The 17,405-nt window shown below is 51.7% G+C and carries 13 protein-coding genes and 1 tRNA gene; all 14 read left to right on the forward strand.

Going from position 1 to position 17,405, the window contains the following annotated elements; all coding sequences use genetic code 11:
* Nucleotides 1-13 precede the first annotated feature (13 nt).
* Nucleotides 14-1,063, forward strand: a complete 1,050-nt coding sequence (locus I2D83_RS03080; protein WP_205947523.1) for an NAD(P)-dependent alcohol dehydrogenase — start codon at nucleotides 14-16, stop codon at nucleotides 1,061-1,063.
* A gap of 208 nt (nucleotides 1,064-1,271) precedes the next feature.
* The gene (locus tag I2D83_RS03085; RefSeq protein ID WP_205947524.1) at nucleotides 1,272-1,814 is read left to right on the forward strand and encodes a LemA family protein; all 543 of its coding nucleotides are present in this window, start codon (nucleotides 1,272-1,274) and stop codon (nucleotides 1,812-1,814) included.
* 4 nt (nucleotides 1,815-1,818) lie between these two features.
* A complete protein-coding gene (locus I2D83_RS03090; RefSeq protein ID WP_420851265.1) occupies nucleotides 1,819-3,951 on the forward strand; it encodes a DUF2207 domain-containing protein in 2,133 nt (710 codons plus the stop codon).
* The gene (locus tag I2D83_RS03095; protein ID WP_205947525.1) at nucleotides 3,941-5,647 is read left to right on the forward strand and encodes a DUF6138 family protein; all 1,707 of its coding nucleotides are present in this window, start codon (nucleotides 3,941-3,943) and stop codon (nucleotides 5,645-5,647) included. Before I2D83_RS03090 ends, I2D83_RS03095 begins: the two co-directional genes overlap by 11 nt.
* A gap of 68 nt (nucleotides 5,648-5,715) precedes the next feature.
* On the forward strand, nucleotides 5,716-6,642 hold the full coding sequence (locus tag I2D83_RS03100) for a D-2-hydroxyacid dehydrogenase (RefSeq protein WP_181830262.1): 927 nt from the start codon (nucleotides 5,716-5,718) through the stop codon (nucleotides 6,640-6,642).
* A gap of 221 nt (nucleotides 6,643-6,863) precedes the next feature.
* Complete coding sequence (locus I2D83_RS03105; RefSeq protein ID WP_205947526.1) at nucleotides 6,864-8,342, forward strand: hypothetical protein; 1,479 nt, start codon at nucleotides 6,864-6,866, stop codon at nucleotides 8,340-8,342.
* A gap of 304 nt (nucleotides 8,343-8,646) precedes the next feature.
* A tRNA-Gly gene (locus I2D83_RS03110) sits at nucleotides 8,647-8,722 on the forward strand.
* A 498-nt stretch (nucleotides 8,723-9,220) separates the two neighbouring features.
* Entirely contained in the window at nucleotides 9,221-9,673 is a 453-nt protein-coding gene (locus tag I2D83_RS03115) for a flagellar protein FlhE (protein WP_181830260.1), read from the forward strand.
* Nucleotides 9,674-9,993: 320 nt separating this feature from the next.
* Entirely contained in the window at nucleotides 9,994-10,695 is a 702-nt protein-coding gene (locus tag I2D83_RS03120) for an ABC transporter ATP-binding protein (protein ID WP_205947527.1), read from the forward strand.
* On the forward strand, nucleotides 10,688-11,926 hold the full coding sequence (locus tag I2D83_RS03125) for an ABC transporter permease (RefSeq protein WP_205947528.1): 1,239 nt from the start codon (nucleotides 10,688-10,690) through the stop codon (nucleotides 11,924-11,926). Before I2D83_RS03120 ends, I2D83_RS03125 begins: the two co-directional genes overlap by 8 nt.
* Nucleotides 11,919-13,385 (forward strand): TolC family protein, encoded by a 1,467-nt coding sequence (locus tag I2D83_RS03130; RefSeq protein ID WP_205947529.1) that lies wholly within the window; start codon nucleotides 11,919-11,921, stop codon nucleotides 13,383-13,385. The genes I2D83_RS03125 and I2D83_RS03130 overlap by 8 nt, the downstream gene beginning before the upstream one ends.
* Nucleotides 13,378-14,637 carry an efflux RND transporter periplasmic adaptor subunit gene (locus I2D83_RS03135; RefSeq protein WP_205947530.1) on the forward strand — a complete coding sequence of 420 codons (1,260 nt, stop codon included), beginning with the start codon at nucleotides 13,378-13,380 and terminating at the stop codon, nucleotides 14,635-14,637. Before I2D83_RS03130 ends, I2D83_RS03135 begins: the two co-directional genes overlap by 8 nt.
* Nucleotides 14,638-14,814: 177 nt before the next feature.
* The gene (locus tag I2D83_RS03140) at nucleotides 14,815-16,464 is read left to right on the forward strand and encodes a DUF4153 domain-containing protein (protein ID WP_205947531.1); all 1,650 of its coding nucleotides are present in this window, start codon (nucleotides 14,815-14,817) and stop codon (nucleotides 16,462-16,464) included.
* A gap of 366 nt (nucleotides 16,465-16,830) precedes the next feature.
* The gene (gene ahpC / locus I2D83_RS03145; protein WP_010287114.1) at nucleotides 16,831-17,394 is read left to right on the forward strand and encodes an alkyl hydroperoxide reductase subunit C; all 564 of its coding nucleotides are present in this window, start codon (nucleotides 16,831-16,833) and stop codon (nucleotides 17,392-17,394) included.
* Nucleotides 17,395-17,405 lie beyond the last annotated feature (11 nt).

A 17,405-nucleotide genomic window follows, 5' to 3' on the forward strand; every position in this document is an offset into this window, starting at 1 on the left:
AAAGGAAAGAGTCATGCTTGTACACGCATATGGAGCCCATGCGGGCGATAAACCTCTTGAGTCGTTGCAGATTGTCCGCCGTGAGCCGGGAGCTCACGATGTTCAGATTGAGATTGCGTACTGTGGTATCTGCCACTCGGACCTGCATCAGGTACGTGCCGAATGGGCAGGAACGCAGTTTCCCTGCGTGCCTGGCCATGAAATTGTCGGGCGTGTGTCTGCGGTAGGGGCACATGTCACTGGCTTCAAGGCTGGCGATCTGGTGGGGATTGGTTGCATTGTGGACAGCTGTCGTCACTGTGAAGAGTGCGATGATGGCTTAGAAAATTACTGCGATGGTATGGTCGGCACGTATAACGGCAAGACAACGGATGAGCCGGGTTGGACGTTCGGCGGCTATTCCCAGCAGATCGTCGTACATGAACGTTACGTGCTGCGTGTTCGTCATCCTGAGACGGAACTGGCTGCTGTCGCCCCTCTGCTATGTGCGGGGATTACCACCTATTCGCCGCTGCGCCACTGGAATGCCGGTCCGGGTAAGAAGGTTGGCGTGGTGGGTATCGGCGGGCTTGGCCACATGGGGATCAAGCTGGCGCATGCCATGGGTGCCTATGTTGTGGCGTTCACCACGTCTGAATCGAAACGTGAAGATGCGAAGGCGCTGGGCGCAAACGAGGTCGTGGTTTCCCGTAATGCTGAGGAAATGGCGGCGCACGCGAGCAGCTTCGATTTAATCCTGAATACCGTTGCCGCACCGCATGATTTGGATGCGTTTCTGGTGCTGTTGAAACGCGATGGTGCATTAACGCTGGTCGGTGCGCCTGCATCACCGCATCCTTCTCCCAACGTGTTCAACCTGATCATGAAACGCCGTACGGTGGCGGGATCGATGATTGGCGGCATTCCTGAAACGCAGGAAATGCTGGATTTCTGTGCCGAGCACGGGATTGTCTCCGATATCGAGCTGATCCGCGCCGACGAAATCAATGAGGCCTATGAGCGGATGCTCAAAGGCGATGTGAAATACCGCTTCGTCATTGATAACGCCACGCTGAACGCCTGATTGGCCTCTGTCCCACAGCATTCGCTTTCTGGTGCTGTGGGACAGCCATTCACTGATTTATCACACCCTCTGCACCCTGATAAAAACCACACCATCGTAATTTCCTGTCACCAAAGACGTCGGGATGCGGTACTATTCGTCGGTACTGTTCATTGTTACACCAACGCGTTGATTTTCCTTCCCTATTACAGCGAAAAGACAGTTTAAAATGGAAATTTATCTTGGTTTAGCTCTGGTTGGTTTGGTGGTGGTCTGGGCGATTTTTACCTACAACCGGTTGATATCTCTGCGACGTTTTAAAGATGAAGCCTGGAGCGGCATTGCGGTACAGCTGAAGCGCCGCCATGATTTGGCCCCCAATCTTCTGACGTTGGTTAAGCGCTACGCGCAGCACGAAAACGATCTGCTGGAAGCCATTTCACGTCAGCGCACCAGCCAGACTGGCAGCACGCGCCAAATTGCTCAGAATGAACGGGAATACTCAGGAACGCTGGGGCGTTTTTTTGCGCTGGCGGAAGCTTACCCTGACCTGAAAGCCAACCAAAACTTCCTCGCCTTGCAGCAATCGCTCTCTGAAATTGAAGAACAACTTCAGATGTCGCGCCGTTATTTCAATGCCACGGTGCGGGATTTCAATATTCAGGTGGAATCCTTCCCCAGCCTGCTCATTGCCAACCTGTTCCAGTTTAAAACCGAAACGTTCTTTGAACTGGAGAACCCCGCAGAGGGTGACGTTCCGCGGATGGAGTGACGTGATGGCAAAGTGGAAGGAGGCGCTGCGTCGTTGCGGCTGTCTGGTTTTACTCTGCTGGAGCGCTCTGGTTCAGGCAAACGCGCTGGATAATACGTTTATCCCCGGTGTTAGCGCTGCGCCGGGAACAGCGGCTTCTCTTCGGGGGGCGGACGAACGTATTTTGCTGTTTGATTCGCAGGCCCATTTCCAGACAGATGGCACCATGCTGGTGGATGAGACCATTCAGGTACAGTCGACCGGAGAGCAAATCAAGCGAGGAATTTTCCGCACGCTACCGGTGGTCTGGCATCGGCAGGACGGCAGTACGTTCCGGCTGGCGTACCAGATTAAACAGGTGCTGCGGGAGGGAGAACCTGAACGCAACAGCATTGATGACACGGGCGAGCAGATTAAGATACTGATTGGCAGCGCCGATCGCCAACTGCAACCCGGTGTTCACCGCTACCGTATTCAGTATCAGGTGAGTAACCATTTCAGCCGCTTTCCTGACTGGGATGAACTGTATTGGAACGTCACGGGCAATGGCTGGAGTTACCCCATAAATCAGGTGCGTTTTCGCCTGAACCTGCCGGATCAAGCCGCGTTTCTCTCTACCCGCGGCAAAGATACCCGCCTGCAATCGATTGATGTCTATACCGGTCCGGTGGGCAGGAAAGGTGATAATGCCCGTATTCTGGCAGATGGCAGCATCGAGACGCTCGCGCCGCTGCATCCGGGGGAAGGGGTGACGGTCGCCTACACCTGGCCGCGGAGTATTCTGGCATCCGCCTCCGCACCGCAGGAAGACTCGCTGCTGGGGCATTGGCTCTCGCCCACGCTGAAAAGTGGCATACTGTGGTTTCCTCCCTTTCTGATCGTGGTTTACTACCTGTTTTGGTGGGGTAAGCATATAACCCCCCTTTGCTTAACGAAACCCGCAGTCGTGCCGTTGTATAGCGTTCCCAATGACATTTATCCCGGCTATGTACGCTACCTCTGTCAACGAACCTACGATAATGTGGCTTTCTCCAGCGATATCCTGGATCTGGTTGCTAAGCGTGCGATTGCACTGACAAAAGTCATCCATAAGCCGAGAAAAAGCCGAAGTGGTATGACGCAGAGGCGAGAAGAGCAGTGGCTCACTCGCTTACCTGAAAGCGAATCCATGAAGCTGACCTCTGAGGATAAACAGCTCCTTAGCACTTTGTTTCCCGGCAAGACGAAGAAACTGGATATTACAGAAACCAGTATGCGTTCGGTGCCGATGCAGAAGGCGCGCAAGGCGCAGAAGGCGCATTATGAAAAAATGCACCCGACGCTGTTTTTATCGATTTCCGGCGCGGTGAGGTCGGGCATCGCCCTGACCCTGCTGGTTCCTGTGCTGTACGGCCTGTTCTTTGACCTTAGAGCGGCGATGAGCACGATTTTCTGCCTGCCTTTTCTGCTGTTCAGTACGCTGCTGTGTTTCAAGTTACTGAAATATGCACGCTATTCCGCGCTGCTACGCAATAGCGAGAAAAGCAAAGTCTCGCTCTTTCTGGTGTTGGCGGGTTTCCTCTTCACATTGCCTTTTGGCCTTTCGCTGTTGCGCTTACTGACATCATCCCTGCTGCCGACAGACTATCGGGGGGCCTTATCGGTAAGCCTGTTACTGTGTCTGGGTTTCTTCTGCATCGTCCCGCGTCATACCCAGAAAGCATTGAATGGTCTGGCCGTAGCCAAAGGGATGACGCTGTATCTGCGCGCCGCAGAAGAGCGTCGTTATGAAACGTTGTATCCGCCCGATGAGCGAGTGACCCATTTTGAACGCATGCTGCCTTATGCGCTGGCATTGGGCGTGGGGGAAACCTGGGCGAACACCTTTGCCCAGTATCTGAAGCGTCACCAAATGGTTTCCGACGTGTTCTCCAGTACGCAGTGGGACGGTATTTCCCAGTTCAACAGCGCGTGTAGCGCCTCGTCAAGGACGGTGGTGAACTCCGGTTCTGGCGGTGGAGGCGGCAGTTCCAGTGGTTCGGGTTCTTCCGGCGGAGGCTCGTCGGGGGGGGGGGGCCGGCGGCGGTGGAGGCGGCGGGTGGTAAACATCATCAAGCACTGTGCTTTGGGGCAACATTTCATCTGCGATGAACAAGGGAAAAAAGAAAATGATGGATAAGCATGTAAACGAAACCGAGGTTCCATCACAAGACGAGCTACGTATACGGGATGAAGCGCTGACAGCAATCAACAAATGGTTTGATACGCAGGAGCAAAGGGACGGACTTGATGAGATTATATCGCGCACAACATTGCAAGCGGGCATCCATCACGATGTGATGCTGGATTATGCGCCGGGCCGTACGTCGATATCCCCGGAATCGAAGCGTGATGCCGACGGGGTATCTCCCGGCAGTCGCAAAGGGGCGCTGAGCGTCACGCAAATACAGGAAGAGGTGGTTCCGGCGCTGGCGCAGGCTATCGCACAGCGTGTTGAGAAACTGGCCGATACGGCGCTAATTGACTATCGATTCTGTTTTCGGGCTGTATTTCCGGCAACCGAAGGCCGCCTGCTGATTACACTGTTTACATTCACCAATGAGGTGAAAAAGCAGCGGCTGCTGGCGTCTATTCATGACTATATCGATCGATACCTTACGCATGGCAATGCGCCGACGGAGCAGCTGCAAACCTTCTTTTTGGCTCGCCACCTGCTTGATGTACAGCTCTTTCCCTCGCAGGATATCCGCTGGATCATGACTCAGTTTGAGCGCATTCAGCAGCGAAACGCAGGGAGTGCGGAATTATCAGAGCATCGACGCAATATTATCGGCGCATTAAAAAAGTGGGTAGAGCCGCAATTTCTGTTGCGGTATTGCGACGTGTCCCAGCCTAAGCAGTCCTTTCAACCGGTAAGCTATACCCTTAGACCTGGAATCAGTTTGGATTGGCAGGATTCACAAATGCTTCACCCCGTAGAACTCGTGCTCTATGCGGCAGTCATGATCCTGCGTTATGAACCTTCCTACAGTAAATCTCAGGCGCTGGAATATCTGGATATCGCGAAGCAGTTGGGTTATCCACGTGCAATCAGCATGATGGAAGAGGGAAGCGGTACGTTTGAGCAACAGCAGATTAACCTAAAGAATGACTGGGTTGAGTGCGTGGCGAATGACGTGTTTTCTACCATCACGATTCGTATTCGTAAGGAAAGCGCTGAAGCGTATGAGCAGGCGCTGAGCTTCATTACGCGGTTACTGGCGATCGGCTTTCCAAAGAGCTACAAGATCGTCCTGAAATCGTCGGTGCGACAGTACCTCCCCATCAAGGGGCTGGCAAAGTCAGATACTCATCGCTTTTTTGCTAACGCGTTGCAGTATGTCTCGAACTACCCGTTTCTTGAGGATTATGCTCGTGCAGCGATTGAGCAATTTGAATGGTATGCCGATTCGGAAGGTGAGAAGTGCTGTATGCCGGGAAGTTATGCGGTATTTGGGCTGGGTCTGGCCGATGCCGCGTATTTCCCGCTCGTAAAAGCGTATATGGAAAACGTGGATGATGAACATCAATCGGTACAGGATGGCTTCATTCGTGCGTTTTTCGATAAGCATGGCGTGACGACGCAGAACGTGGCGACGCTGGTTGCCTGCCTGAGCCATGCGACAGAAAGCCTAAAACTGAATATGTTACCTGCGCTAGAGGATGATGTGCTGTTCGAACAACTGGTCGAAGCGGTACGGGCGCAGGAGCCTGCCGTGATCGAACATATTGTGTATCTCATCTGGGGCAATACCAAGAAACTCGCCGCACTGGTGAAAAAATCGGAAGCGAAGCGCGGCGCGTTATTAACGTCGCTCATTCAGGCTTCGGCGTAATCTTAAACGTAATGACGACAATCACAGGGTAAGGCCGCGGGTGCCTTACCCTGCTAAGGAACGTGCTTATGACCGCTATTCTGCTGCTGGACTCGCGTGCCGATGAGATCGGCTCTGTCTTAAATCATAATGCGCCGGAGCTTGAGCTGGTGCTATCAAACGGTACGGCGGAGCAGGCGGCGAGCTGTCCGATCTGGCTGGGTGAACCGGATACCGCAGCGGCATTGCTGGCTCAAGGGGCTAAACCAACGTGGCTACAGTCTACGTGGGCAGGGTTCAAGCCGCTGCTGGCTGAAGGGTTGCCGCGCGATTACCGTCTAAGCCGCGCCGTCGGCGTGTTTGGACAGCCGATAGCCGAATATGTGATTGCCTATATGCTCAGGCATGAGCTACGTCTGGGGGAACGGCAAGCCAGTCAGGAAGAACGGCGTTGGGATCACCGTTTACCGGGATCGCTGGCGGATAAGAAGGTGCTGATTGTCGGTGCGGGAGAGATCGGCTGCGAGGTTGCAGGCTTTCTACGGCCTTTTGGCGTCGAGTTATACGGCATCGTCAGCACGCCAAGGCAGCGACCTGATTTTAAACGGGTCATGAGCTTAGCAGAGCTACCCGCCGCGATGCCGACAGCCGATTATGTCATCAACCTTCTTCCTGATACGTCGGCCACCACCGATATCTATGATGCCCGTTTGTTTGCAGCGATGAAGCCTTCGGCGCTGTTTATTAATGTCGGGCGTGGTAGTGCCGTGGTGGATGATGATTTACAAGCGGCGCTGCGTGACGGACAAATTGCGGGAGCCGTGCTGGATGTATTCAGACAAGAGCCGTTGCCGTACAGCCACCCGTTCTGGAACACGCCGAACCTGACATTGACGGCGCACATTGCCGGGCCGATGGTGCCGGGACTAATGGGACGCTTATTTCTGGATAATCTCGCTCGCTTTCATGCGGATAATACGCTGCGTGGCGAGGTGGATTTTAATCGCGAATATTAAATAATTACTTGGCGAATTATAAATTAATGAGTTAATTGTTATTGATATAATTTCAATTAACTCATTTAAAAAGTTTCATTTTAAATATTTTTGTAAAAATTTATTGAGATTATATCGCGTGTCGGTGTAATACTACTCTCGCTAAGAATCAATATTAGTTAATTTTTAAATAATAAGTCTGCGTTCTATTTGAGAATACTCAAAAATAAGGAAATCTTGGGATGAAATATCATCGTTTGAATTTATGTCTTGCGGCAGCAGGACTGGCATTCTGTATGAGCTCAGCGCTTGCTGAAACCAGCGTTTCTGTCGAAGTTAAGGATATAGGGAAACTGCAAAAGAAAGGTACGGTTTCTGCCTTTAATGCGCCCAGCAGTATACAAGCACATGCTGCAAGTAATTATAAATTTCACAAAGCGGAAAATGAGGGCGTTGTCGTTATTTCCCCTAATGCATCAACTGCGCAGACTGATGCAAAAAGCGCACAAAAGAAATCGTTATCAAGCACCCAAGCTCTTGCTAATGACTCCACGTTCACCCCTTTGTGTCCCACCCTTGCTGTAAATTCAATTTATACGCTGGATGGGCTGCAAAGTGGAGGTAGCGCCTGTTATCACTTTGAAATTACTCAGCGTTCTAAAACAACCGCTTTCGTCGTAGGCATGAGTCCTGAAACAGATATTGCACTCAGCTTGATGCGCGATGATGGCCAGAATAATGTGACGGCAATTAATTATTCAAATCAAGCGGGAAATGCTGATGAAGCTACGTTAGATTTAACTCCGCCGGGACACTATTACTGGTTTATGGAGGCCAATACGGCTGATGGCTCCGGTTTTAATTTTGGCGCTATCGTTAATACGAATGTTGATGACTATGAGCTAAATGATATTCCTTCTCTGGCCACCCCTATGTCTGATAGTTTGAGGGAAGTCGAGGCTAACTCTGATAGCGATTCTGATGCGGATTATTATGCATTTACAGCAACCCGTGGCCAGCATGTTTTACTTCGCTTTAATGGCGTAACGAGCGGCACCAATAACAACTGGTTACTGGCGTCTTCCTCCGATGGGGGCAATACCTGGACAACCCGTAATACCGGACAGGATATTACTATCATTCCATCTCAGCCGAATGAGAAAGTTTTGGTGAGAGTGCTGCCTAATCCATCAAAATTACCGACCGTTTCTCAGAAATATAAGCTAACTTTGGGCTCCAAAATTGTTCAGTTTAGCCATTCTGTGTCGGGGGAAAGCACCGTTCTGCGTATCCCTAGTTCTGCACCGACAGCTTATGGTTTTATGACCACGCAAGCCTATCGGGATGTGACCTGGGGAGTGACGATGGCGGATTCCACCGGAGCGGGTATTCCAAATATTGTGGCAATTCTTATACTCGACCAACGAGAAAACAATGGTGAGTTAGAGTTTAATGCTGCCAACGCTCACGGAATAATAACGGATGCAAACGGCAAGGCTTCTGGGTCTGTGAAATTGGATAACTGTTATGCTGATTACACGACACAGTTCCAAGACTACAGCCAGGGTTATATTAATACGTGGAGAACAACCTACGATGTGGGTGCATGGCGTATTGAAGTCCCGGCTCAGAGCGGTGTTGGTGTAGGCGGAAATAATGTCACTCACGTCACCTTCGGGCACATTTGTAAGCAAACCTTGCTGAAAAGTGTGAAATCCTGATACGCATGAGCAAGTGAAATATCAGGCCGCCTTAATGTCAGGCGGTCTGGCTGTGGAGGCGGGCTCATGGCTTCACCTCCACAGCGATGTTGCTGATACGATATTGCTGATACAGTGTGCGGCAATGTTTTTCAGCGAAAAGAGCTTGCCACGCTAAGTTGATTGGTACATAATGCTGACCGTTGAATCGCTTGGTTAGTAAATAGTGATTAAATTCATTAGGTTACGTGTGATTCAGTAGGGTTTTATGGATTCTCATTTCAGTGTGGTTTGCTGAAGTAAGAGATAATAAATCCGATTCTATGCGGGAATAGCTCAGTTGGTAGAGCACGACCTTGCCAAGGTCGGGGTCGCGAGTTCGAGTCTCGTTTCCCGCTCCAAAATTCTTCATCATCCTCGTTACTCTCTTCTTTAATTCGACAGCGTGTTTGTACCCCTCTTGGTATCGTCTTTACTCTCATTAAATATCTACGCTTCTTCAGGAATTCAGCGCCTGTTTGACAATCCAGCGGAAAGCCAGATCGAATATATCACTTAACATTCCGAACCCAAGGAGTCTATGACCACTCTGTCACTGGTTTCCTCCAGAGCCCCATTCCATATCAGTTAATAGTGCTTATTTTTATATAGAGGATAATAACGATTTCATCTTATCATTATAATGAAATATTAGTTTGGTGACTGTGTCGCTTTTATTCCTTTTTCATCAAAAAAGTAAAAATAATATTTTGTTTTTTATCTGTTGTAGGCGATCTTTTACGTCTTATTTTGTTTATTACTCTTCTTTTTTAATAACTTGATGTTAATCTCTCAGCTTTTTTAAATAATTCCTGTTGTGATATAAAAACATTTCTATTTTTTCTTTTAAAAGGGATTGTATGGAAATTTTAAAATATCTTTCGGCTACAGCTTTACTTCCCCTATGTTTGTTTGTCGGTACAGCGCATGCACTTGATGGTTCTTATACGAGTGGGGATATGAAAAGAATGGATGTTCATTCTGCAAATATTTGGAACCAGTTTACTTTTCCCATATCTCCGGGCGTTGCTCCTCCTGCTAACACAAAAGTAAATATAATATATTGGAATTATGGGCTAGGTCGACTTCAGGTCGGGAACAAAGGAGCACTGACGGTCTATTTATGTCAGGGCAATACATCGACGTGCATCAATATTTCCGATATGCAGTCTGGTTCAACGACTGCATTTAAGTATAAGTCGGCTACCATACCATTCTTCTTATATTATCGCGTGGATAGCAAATCAATAATCGGTACTATTTATGGTTCTGGCCCTACACAGCTCACCGTAAATTGGACCGATCGCTGGTGAAAATGAATCTGACTGCAATTTAATGCCTGTGGTGTGACTTGACGTTAATATCATGTGCAGGGGTTTACATCGTAAATATAGAATTCCTGCACATATTAATAGTTAAGCGTAGGTATTATTTAACTGAAAATTAATTCATTGGTTGGTTTTATTATTTCCCGAGTGTCGAAAAAGTAAATGGCTCACGATGGTTTAACACGGACGTTACACGGTGATGCGTTGAATTAATGAAGAACGTGCTTTCAATGGTTTTCCTAAAGCGTAAACAGTAGGATAATTCGATTAATGTGATGCTTTCGGGGATCAGCAAAGAGGCAAGGATGTCTGATGAAAGAATAACGGATCTGATCTGTTTACAAGGTATTTCACACACCTACAGTATCGGTGCTTCCTCTCAATCGGTGCTGCACAATATTTCACTGTCTATTCCTACCGGGCAAAGCTGCGCGATTGTGGGCGCATCGGGTTCTGGTAAAAGCACCTTGCTTAACATCATCGGCTTGCTCGATCAGCCTGTCTCGGGGCGTTTACTGCTCGCAGGGCAGGACATGTCTCAGGCAAGTGCTGATGAACGTGCGATCGTGCGTAATCAGGTTATTGGCTTTGTCTTCCAGAGTTTTAATTTACTGCCGCGCCTGGATGCGTTGGATAACGTTGCGCTTCCTCTGACCTACCGCGGCGTCTCGCGTCAGGCCGCTCGTCAAGCCGCACAGATACAGCTGGCGCGCGTCGGGCTTGCAGAGCGAACTCACCATCGGCCTGCCGACCTGTCTGGTGGTCAACGTCAGCGGGTGGCTATTGCGCGGGCGCTGGTCGGTGAACCTGCGCTTCTGTTGGCGGATGAACCGACCGGCAACCTCGACAGCCAAACGGCTGATGACATCATCACGCTCTTGCTGGCATTGAACCGCGAACAGGGGACGACGCTCGTGATGGTGACGCATGACGAAGGCATGGCCTGCCGTATGGCGCGGCGCATTCATGTGCAGGATGGCCGAATCCATGAGGTAAACCATGTCTGACCCTCGCTCACGGATGGAAGCGGGGCAAGGCCACTATGGTCCTTCGCTACAACAGCGTCTGCTTGAGCCGTTGAACAGCCTTATTCTTCTGGGACGGCGTGCCGTTCTGGCTCTCCTTGGAATTGCGGTGGGATGTGGATCTGTTGTCGCTTTGCTTAATATCGGGCACAACGCGGAAGCCGAAGCCATGGGCGTATTCAGAGGAATGGGTAGCGATCTGCTGGTTGCCACCGTGCAGAATCGGGTAGGCAGCCATGCTACCGGCTCGGCTCCGGCAGACTTGGATATCCCCGTTTTGCGCCAAAATTTGCCTGATATTAAGGCGGCAACCGCGCTAATTATTACCTCTACCGAAGCACGGCTGCGTGGCCGTTCACTGAGCACCATGGTGGTGGGTAGCCGGGCTGAACTGTCGGACGTGCTAGGGCTGACGCTCGCGCAGGGTCGCTACCTGAGTGATTTCGATGAGCAAAGTACCTATATCGTGTTGGGGGCGAATGTTGCGGAACAATGGGCATCGCAGGGGGGCACCGCTGCCTTGGGTGAACGCGTGCAGGTGGGAGGATACCTGTTTGAGATCGTCGGAATCCTTCAGCCGCAGGGGCACAACCCTTTGGTGCCTGTCTCGGTTGATGATTCTATCCTGATGCCGATCTCTGGCATGCGTCGCGTCATGCCTGCCCCACAAATCGTCAGCGTAATTGCACGTAACCACAACAGCGATACGCTGGTGCAAACGGGCTCACAGTTAAAGGATTACTTGGTTCCTCTGATGCCGAAACTGGATATCGATGTGCAAATTCCACAGCAGCTACTGGAGGGAATGGCACAGCAGTCGAGGATGTTTTCGTGGCTGCTGGCGGGGTTGGGAGGGATTTCCCTGCTGGTTGGTGGGGTCGGGGTGATGAATGTCATGGTGATGAATGTGTCCGAGCGACGTCGTGAAATCGGTGTTCGTATGGCGCTAGGTGCGCGGCCGCGTGATATTGCGGGGCTATTTTTACTGGAGGCTGTGGTGTTATCCGCTTGCGGAGCCTTGATCGGGGCGGTGTGTGGCATCGCGGCGGCGTGGCTGTTTGTCTTTTTTTCAGGCTGGTCAGCCTTTTCACTTTCGGCATTGTCACTTCCCCTCGGTATTGGTAGTTCATTGGCGATTGGCCTGTTTTTTGGGCTTAACCCGGCGATGACCGCAGCACGCCTTGAACCCGTACAGGCGCTACGCGATGCGTAAATCTATCTTGTGTTTACTGATTTTGTTTTCTGCTCATGAAGGGTATGCGGAAACGGCGTTGAATCCTTCTCAGGCGACGCGGCAGGGTCAGGCGACAGTCAGTACATCGTTAAATGCACAAACGATCGATCTCACGCTGAGCGATGCCATTTATCTTGGGTTACGCGACAATCGCGCGATCCGTAGCGCCTATCTGGATCGTATCGCACAGAAATTTGATCTTCGGGTGGCGGAGGATCGTTTTACCCCCAAACTGTCGCTGACGGGCAGTTACCTTTCCAACCGTAACCAAAGCGATCGTTACCGGCAGGGGAATCTGACGCCGACGTCAACCTTGCTCACACCGTATGGCACTCGTTTCAGTCTCGGCTGGACCTACCGCCACACGCAGGCTGATAACGCCGGGCTGTCGCGTAACGATGGTGCCAACATTACTGTGATCCAACCTTTGCTTCGCGGTGCAGGTAAAGATGTTACGACTGCGCCGGTTCACATTGCACAACTGACTGAACAGTTAAATCGTCTGGCGCTGAAATCTACGGTTTCACAGACGATTACGCAGATTATCACCGCTTATCGGGAACTGTTGCGCTCACAGGAGCAATTGCAAATCGCTCGTGATGCGCTGGCGCGGGCGCGCCAGTTGGTTGAGGTCAACCGTGCAATGATTGCCGCTGGACGCATGGCCGAATTTGAAATTGTGCAAACCGAAGCTGAAGTGGCTACACAGGAACTGGCGCATGAAGAAGCCAGAAACCAGTTGGATACCGCCCGTCTTGCGCTGCTGCAACTTCTGGCGTTGGATTTAAATACGCTGATTGTGGCAACGGATGCCATGCAGGCACAGCGCGTTGAGGTGAATGCTGCGCAGGCGTTGAAGCAGGCCGAAGCCTCTCGGCCCGCTTATCTGGCACAGATCATTGCTAACGAGCAGGCGGCGCTCGGTCTGGCGGTTGCACGTAACGATCGCCTGTGGGATGTCTCGTTGGTCGGGGGCGCGAGTCAGGTACGCGACCGCGCGGCACAGAGCAGCACCTCACGTACCTGGGAGAATTATGTTGGCGTTCAGGTGGAGATTCCTATTGGCGATCTGAGTACCCGTCAGGCGGAGGTTCAGGCGCGAGTGAATGTGCGCAATCAGCACATCCAACTGGATGAAGTCAGGCAGCAGCTTGAACGCGATGTCACCAATGCGGTACGTGATATCGGTACGCGCTGGCGGCAGTTTGAGATTTCCCAACGTGCGCGGGATTTGTCGCGCCGCAAGCTGGAAATTGAGCGGGAAAAGCTCACCGTTGGGCGTTCCAGTAACTTTCAGGTGCTGAGCTTTGAGAACGATTTACGCAACGCTGAAAATGCCCGCCTCAATGCGCTTATCAGCTACCTTAATGCGCAGGCTGAACTGGATGAGACGCTGGGCACCACATTACAAAGCTGGGATATCGCACTCAATGATTAGGCATCACTTTCTGTCTCGCCGGCGTCACCTGATGGCGCTGTTGCTGATCGCCGCACTTGGCGTGCTCAGTTGGCTGCTGGCAGGGCGTACGAACGAACGGGAAAGCGCGCCTCAGGGGCAATGGCTCGCTGTTCAGCCTCAGTTGCTGGAAAATCAGCTCGGGCTGGTTGGGCGAATCGAGGCCGCGACGCAGACAACGCTGGCGGCGCCTTTTGAAGGCATTATCCGTGAGGTATTGGTACGTGAGGGGCAACGCGTCGAAAAAGGGCAAACGTTACTGCTACTGGATCCTGGACAGATTGAGATCCAGTTACGTCAGGCGCAGGCTGACGTGCTCAAGACGCAGCGCGAGGTACAAACGCTCAGGCAGTGGGAACAAAGCGCGGAGGTGTCGCGTGCGCGTCGCGCGGTAAGCTCAGCCCGGTCAACGTTTAACAATACGCAAGCCAATCTTCGCGATACCCAGACGTTGTTTGAACGCGGCATCGTCGCGCGTATGGAAGTTGATACGCTAAAGCAGCAAATTCGCTCACAGGAGCAGGACCTGAACGCGGCGCAGGAGGAACTGAAAACGGTACTGGCGCGTGGGAACGGTGAGGATCGCAAGATTGCAGAGATGGAACTGACGAATGCACAGGTGCGCTATCAGACGCTGGCTGTGCAGGTTGAACGGCAAATCGTCAAGGCCCCGTTTAGCGGTTTTGTCGTGCGCCCCGCTACGCCTGATAACGGCAAACCTGTGGTTATCCAAGCCGGTTTGCTGGTCAGTCAGGGGGCGCCGCTGTTTGGTGTCATTGCTCAGGATCGTTTTCAGGTGGCAACCCGGGTAGAGGAAACTGACCTGCACCAGCTGCAAGAGGGGATGGCGGTTAACGTGACAGGGGATGGTTTTGCCGGACAAACGCTGACGGGCAAGGTTACGTCGATTGATATGCAGGCCGATGCTGCTGATATGTCAGGCAGCGGTGCTTACTATGATGTGGTGGTGTCGCTCGATACGCCGTTGGCAGACTTAAGACAAAACATTCGACTGGGGATGAGCGCGCGGCTGGCTATTATTGTTTATCGCAACGAGCAGGGCATCGCGGTGCCTGCACAGGCTGTACGTACTGACGAGAATGGCGATGCCTATGTGATTTACCGTCCGACCGCTGATGCTCCGCCAAAGAAAATCAACGTGACGCTGGGGAAAACGGTGGCGCAGGGCGTAGAGATCGCCGGGCTGGAAGCGGGCGAGGTGCAGATTCCTTAGTCACTTATTTGAGTCTTGCGTCAGCCATGAGAAAGGCTCTACGGACACCACGTTAGCATTGAACGATATACGTGTTTCACCAAATATCCGAAGGGTACGATCATCCAGATCCGCAGGCAGCGGTGATTCGATGCTAAAGTAGAAGGTTCATTTATCTGTATCGCTAAAGGATTTGCCATGCCTGCCAGTTCTCCATCGTTAAGGTTCTATCTGATCATTGGCCTGCTCCAGGGGCTTTTATTTGTTGCCGCGCTTGAAATGGAAGAGAGCGTGCTTCAGATCATGCTGATAACGATGGCTGCAGTGGGCGGAGTGAGTCTGCAATTGCTGGAACGCACGCTCTTTGTGAAAAAGACGTGGCTTTGGGGCGGTGCGTTGACCGTGCTGATGACGGCGATTAGTGGCTGGGTTTTCTATGACAGTGGGCGATACCAACTGCCTGATTCCTGGATACTGTGTGGCATCCTGTTCGGTTATATCTGCTGTACGTTCATTTGCAGTTGGTCCACCCGTGAAGGGCGATGGCCGTCTTATGAAGCGATCTGTAAACACGCCTGGAACAATATTTTTACTGTGTTGCTGGCCTGGCTAGTGGCTCTGGTGGTCGTTCTCTTGCTCGTACTGTGCAGCATGTTGTTCAGCATGCTGGGGTTCCGGGTGGTGAGTAAAGTACTTTGGCATTATCGGTTTTATATGCTGCTCTTGCCGGTGGTGTTTTCTGTCGGCATGTATATTGGAATGACCAAAGAAGCGGTTGTTGGGCTGCTGTGTGGGATTCTGCTATCGGCTTGCCGCTTCCTGCTGCCCCTTAGTGCACTGATTACCGTGGTTTTCACCTTGACCCTGCCTTTTAGCGGTCTGGAACCGATATGGAATACCGGCCGTTCTACCGTCATTCTTCTATGCCTGATGGGCGTAAACCTCTTTTTGATTAACTGCGCCTCTCAGGATGATAACGAGGGGCGCACTTATCCTGCTGTGTTACGTGGGCTGGTTAACGCCAGCGTGTTGTGTCTGCCTGTGTTGGTGGCGTTGGCGGGCTATTCCAGCTGGCTGCGCATCGAACAGTATGGTCTGACGCCTGTTCGTTTTCAGTCGATCTTCGTAGTGACGATTGCAATGCTTTACAGTCTGGCGATGGTGTGGGCTGTCGTTCGCCGTTCTGGCGTCTGGTTAGGGAGTTTACGTACAAGCAATCCGCTGCTCGCGGCTATCATCTGCGTTCTGGTGATATTGCTGCATACACCGCTGTTAAGCCCAGAAGCCTTTAGCGCGAGGAATCAGGTTCAGCGTTTGCTTAATGGAAAAACGCCGATCGATGATTTTGATCTGTGGGCGCTGCGCGATGAGTTAGGCACGGCAGGCAGGAAGCAGTTTAACTGGCTGGCCGAAGAATTGAAGCAAGACCGAATTCTTGATGCGGCAGGGCGACAGGCACTGCGCGATCGGCTGCAGGGGCGACCTGCACAAGTCCGCCCCGTTCAGGTTGAGTGGGTGGGGCCGTTGGAAGACGGGGTCGAAAGCATGCTGCAGGGCGATAATCTGGGTAATCAGTGCAGGGAAATGGCTTGCCTGCTCTTTGCCATTGATTTGACCGGCGATGGTCATAACGAAGTGCTCGTTTTTCCCCGAGTGGGCTGGGGAAATGGTGGGAAGATCCTCGCCCGTGATGAAAAGGGACAGTGGCAGATTGCGGCCAGTATGTTTGGCGCGATAGGGACGGAAAAACTGGTCGCACTGGTGAAAGATGGCAAGGTTGAAGCCGTCGCCCCACGCTTCAAGACGATCAGGATCGGGGATCAGAATATGGAGATCACCTATCCCTGATCCCGTCCTACTTCAAGCTGCATGTGCGTTGGCTACGTTCAGTCACCCGAATCACTTACTGGTGTAAGCTCATCGGGATGAAATGAGAGACATCCTGTCTCTCACCGAAGGCCAGCCAATGGCTGGTCAAATTCATTCCCGATGAATTTGTCCCTCGCTTGCCGCGTTATTCGGCCTTAGGCCTCATCCCTTCGGGATCAGCGCAAGCGCTGTTCAAAAACGCCTCGTCGTTTTTGTCCTGCAACTCGAATTATTTAGGGTATAGCTAGTAGGTATTGCTTATTGATTCGATAAAGACAACGGATTGGTGATAGCGATCACATTTCTGTACTTTAGCCACATGCGAAAACACATGAGGATAAAGTGATGTCAGTAATCAATACCCAAGTTAAACCATTCAAAAACATGGCTTTCAAAGACGGTCAATTCATCGAAGTGACCGAGAAGAATATCGAAGGCAAATGGAGCGTATTCTTCTTCTATCCGGCTGACTTTACGTTTGTCTGCCCGACCGAACTGGGTGATGTCGCTGACTACTACGACGAATTCCAACAGCGTGGCGTGGAAATCTACTCTGTTTCCACCGACACCCACTTCACGCACAAAGCGTGGCACAGCAGCTCTGAAACGATTGGCAAAATCAAATACACCATGATCGGTGACCCAACTGGCCAGCTGACGCGTAACTTTGAAAACATGCGCGAAGCAGAAGGTCTGGCCGACCGCGGTACGTTCATCGTTGACCCACAGGGCATCATCCAGGCGGTAGAGATCACGGCTGAAGGTATTGGCCGCGATGCATCTGACCTGCTGCGTAAAGTGAAAGCGGCTCAGTACGTTGCTTCTCACCCAGGCGAAGTCTGCCCGGCTAAGTGGAAAGAAGGCGAGGCTACACTGGCACCGTCTCTGGACCTGGTTGGCAAAATCTAAGCTAACACCTC

It is taken from the genome of Pectobacterium aroidearum (assembly GCF_015689195.1).
Classification (GTDB): Bacteria; Pseudomonadota; Gammaproteobacteria; order Enterobacterales; family Enterobacteriaceae; genus Pectobacterium; species Pectobacterium aroidearum.